The 2,846-nt window shown below is 60.6% G+C and carries 3 protein-coding genes and 6 tRNA genes; 7 read left to right on the forward strand and 2 right to left on the reverse strand.

What is annotated here, in order from left to right; translation table 11 throughout:
- Nucleotides 1-360: hypothetical protein (locus RMO15_RS23205; protein ID WP_309717927.1), on the reverse strand; the 360-nt coding region annotated here is incomplete at its 3' end.
- 35 nt (nucleotides 361-395) lie between these two features.
- On the opposite strand from RMO15_RS23205, the gene RMO15_RS23210 reads away from it, so the two are divergent.
- From RMO15_RS23210 to RMO15_RS23230, 5 genes are all read left to right on the forward strand, one after another.
- A tRNA-Cys gene (locus RMO15_RS23210) sits at nucleotides 396-466 on the forward strand.
- Nucleotides 467-605: 139 nt separating this feature from the next.
- Nucleotides 606-676 (forward strand) — tRNA-Ala (locus RMO15_RS23215).
- Between the two features lie 18 nt (nucleotides 677-694).
- Nucleotides 695-771, forward strand: a tRNA-Glu gene (locus tag RMO15_RS23220).
- A 7-nt stretch (nucleotides 772-778) separates the two neighbouring features.
- Nucleotides 779-851: transfer RNA gene (locus RMO15_RS23225), tRNA-OTHER, on the forward strand.
- 18 nt (nucleotides 852-869) lie between these two features.
- Nucleotides 870-941, forward strand: a tRNA-Met gene (locus tag RMO15_RS23230).
- A 6-nt stretch (nucleotides 942-947) separates the two neighbouring features.
- On the opposite strand, the gene RMO15_RS23235 is transcribed toward RMO15_RS23230, so the two are convergent.
- On the reverse strand, nucleotides 948-1,829 hold the full coding sequence (locus tag RMO15_RS23235; protein ID WP_309717930.1) for a hypothetical protein: 882 nt from the start codon (nucleotides 1,827-1,829) through the stop codon (nucleotides 948-950).
- 29 nt (nucleotides 1,830-1,858) lie between these two features.
- On the opposite strand from RMO15_RS23235, the gene RMO15_RS23240 reads away from it, so the two are divergent.
- Together RMO15_RS23240 and RMO15_RS23245 are read left to right on the forward strand one after the other, a co-directional pair.
- Nucleotides 1,859-1,958: transfer RNA gene (locus RMO15_RS23240), tRNA-OTHER, on the forward strand.
- A gap of 61 nt (nucleotides 1,959-2,019) precedes the next feature.
- A partial coding sequence (locus RMO15_RS23245) for an SDR family oxidoreductase (protein WP_309717939.1) occupies nucleotides 2,020-2,846 on the forward strand: 827 nt, incomplete at its 3' end.

Here is a 2,846-nt window from a genome sequence, read left to right on the forward strand (position 1 = left end):
CCGCGCCGCCTCGGCAATCCACGGTATGGGATGCAGAATAAGTGCCTCCAGAAGCGGACGCGACGAAAATTCCTCCCAAAGGGTTGTAAAAACAAACCCCCGATTTAGGTGCATCAGAAAGCTCCCCTCCAGCAAAAAAAGCATCCAAGACGGATTTTGCAGGGCATGGTTTGCAAACTTGGGAAAGAGTTCAGTGAAGATATCCGCAGGGCAGTTTGGGTTTCGCACTAACGACTCCATCGCCCAAGGAAGCTCATGGCTAGGCATAACATGACTTTGCCTATACACGTACCGCAACTGATCCGCAGTTGCATCAGAGCGCTGAAGAATTTCGCGAGCAATATCAAGAGGCTGGCGCATAAGCTTTTATACCGCAAACCGGTAAAATAGGAATGAAGGCAGTAAGTAATGGAAGCGACCTAGGTTGCAAACCTGCGGAGTGCGGGTTCGACTCCCGCCTGCCTTCTTTGCTCACCCAATGGAATTGGGCGTCAGCAGTGGCGCAAGCGCCGCGAAGCCCGTGCCGGGCTACCCACTTCTCCAGCCCGGCACAGGCTTTGTGGCGGCACGCCATTGCAGACGCCGGTTTCAACCGGCGGCATCGGGGAGCGGTGGCGTAATGGAAGCGCGCTTCAACGGCATTGAAGAGGTGTGGGTTCGACTCCCACCCGCTCCGCCCGGATACAATTTCTTAGGAAAGTGGTGGTGTTCAATGGAAGCATGTCTGACTCTCACTCAGGAGGTGCCGGTTCGACTCCGGCTCGTTTTCCAAACCCAGGGAGGGAGTGGTGTGAAGGGAACCACGCCGGTTTGCATTCCGGAGATGCGGGTTCGAGTCCCGTCTCTCTCCTTTGATAAAATGCATCTGGAAAGTGGTGGTGTAACAGAAGCACGTTGCGGCTCATAACTCTAAGGTGCAGGTGCAAATCCTGCCCGCTTTCTTGTTTTTACGAGAATAGACGCCACTTTGGATCGGCGAGGCGCTTTTGGGCTACGGCGCGTACCCAGCGGTTGCCGTCGTCGGTGAGGCGCGGGAGGGCAGAAGTGGGCAGGTGGTGGTTGAGCGCGGCCCCCAAGCGCTTGTACCATACCGGAGCGACAGTCGCATTGGTGAGCAAGCGCCGCGCAGGAACTTGCGCGAGGGCAAGCAAGGGGGCCAGCTCGCCGTCGCTGCTGGCAAAGAATGTTAGCACGGCATGGCGCTGGTCTCTCTCAGGGAGGGCAAGCCCTTTCTCCATCACAAGCTGGCCAAGCCGGGCATTGTACTGCCAGCGCGGCTCCCAGTCCTCGTACAGCGGGACATCGCGGGATGAGCGGGATGGGAGCGGGGTTGGTCGGATCGGATAGGGCAAGGCAGCATTGAGCGTCTCCGGCAGCGCCCCCACCCGCGCGAGCCAGACCAGCCGCCGGTCTCGGTGGAGCTCGCTGGCAAGCACTTGAAGTAGTTCGGTCTCCCAGCCCGGCGCAACGTCGCCTGCCAGCCCTCTGTGGTGACGTGCCTCCTGTGCCACTTTCCGGGCTTCCACGTGTGTGAGGAGCTCTAGAGCGGACACGGGGATATCGGAGCGGCGCAAGAGATGATGCAGATTCCAGGCATTCTGGTGGGTCAGGCTCTCGGACTCCAGAAGAAGCAATGGAAACGAGGGGTTGCTCGCCGCCAGCGTAGGATGGTGCAAAAAGAGGTGCCAGAAAAGTACCGGTGGACAGCTGGGGTGGACAAGAATCGCTCCGGCAATGGGCCCGTCGGGAGTCTGTATCCCCTGCCAGATCTCTTCAATGCGTACCACCAGGAGGGTCGGATCTTTGAGTGCAATGAGCCTTTCGTCCATACCTGTATTTTACGGTATAAAGAGTGTGGGAGGGAGTTGCGTAACGGAAGCGCGACGCAGAATACCTGCGGGTGCCGGAAGCGCACCGCTTGCGTAGCGGACGTGTGGGTTCGAATCCCACCTCTCTCCCAACGGATGCTCCCCTTTCCCAGCGAAGAATGAGCGACCGGGAGAGGGGTAGGGGGAGAGGTTGTTCACCGACGACGAGCTAGAGACCACGCTGCGCGTTTTGCAGGAGATCGCCGAAGACCCATCGGTGATGGATGCGCACGAGCGCTTCAAGGGGCTCGTGGCAAAAATCCACCGAGAGGGCAAGCGGGGGCAGCGGCAGACGCAGCGCAGCGTGGCGAGGGAGCAGTCGTGGGCGGCGCAGACTCAGACGGGGCTCGTGCAGCAACAGCAGCAACAAGTCAGTGAGCCGCGTCTGCTGGGCGGGGAGAGTGTTGTGCTAGCCAAGGCGCAGCCGTGCTACATCTGCAAGCAGTCCTACACCCCGCTCCATCATTTCTACCACCGCCTCTGCCCGACCTGCGCCGCCAAGAGCTGGGAGAAGCGCCACCAGAGCGTGGACTTGACCGGGCGCTTTGCCCTGGTGACCGGCGGGCGCATCAAGATCGGCTACCAGCTTGCGCTAAGATTACTGCGCGATGGCGCGAACGTGATTGTCACGACCCGCTTTCCCCGCGATGCCGCCGAGCGTTTCGCCCAAGAGCCCGATGTGGCGCACTGGCGGGAGCGGCTGACCCTGGAGGGGCTTGATCTGCGCAACCTGCCCGGCGTCGAGGCGTTCGCGGATGCGCTCAATGCCCGCCTGCCGCATCTAGATATTCTGGTCAACAACGCCGCCCAGACCGTCAAGCGCCCGCGAGAGTTCTACCAAGAGCTGATCGCAAAAGAGAGTGCGCCATGGCTTTTAGAGGCGCAGAGTGGCTACAGCGGCAACCTCCCTGGAGTCGAGCGCTACTTCCCCGCGGGGGAGCGGGACTACGACGGCCAGCCGCTGGACAAGCGCCCGAC

The sequence above is a fragment of the Armatimonas sp. genome, assembly GCF_031410135.1.
Lineage (GTDB): Bacteria > Armatimonadota > Armatimonadia > Armatimonadales > Armatimonadaceae > Armatimonas.

Bases quoted from the DNA above. Each gene is read 5' to 3' on its own strand.
- RMO15_RS23235 (WP_309717930.1), bottom strand. From the start codon at position 1,829: ATGGACGAAAGGCTCATTGCACTCAAAGATCCGACCCTCCTGGTGGTA.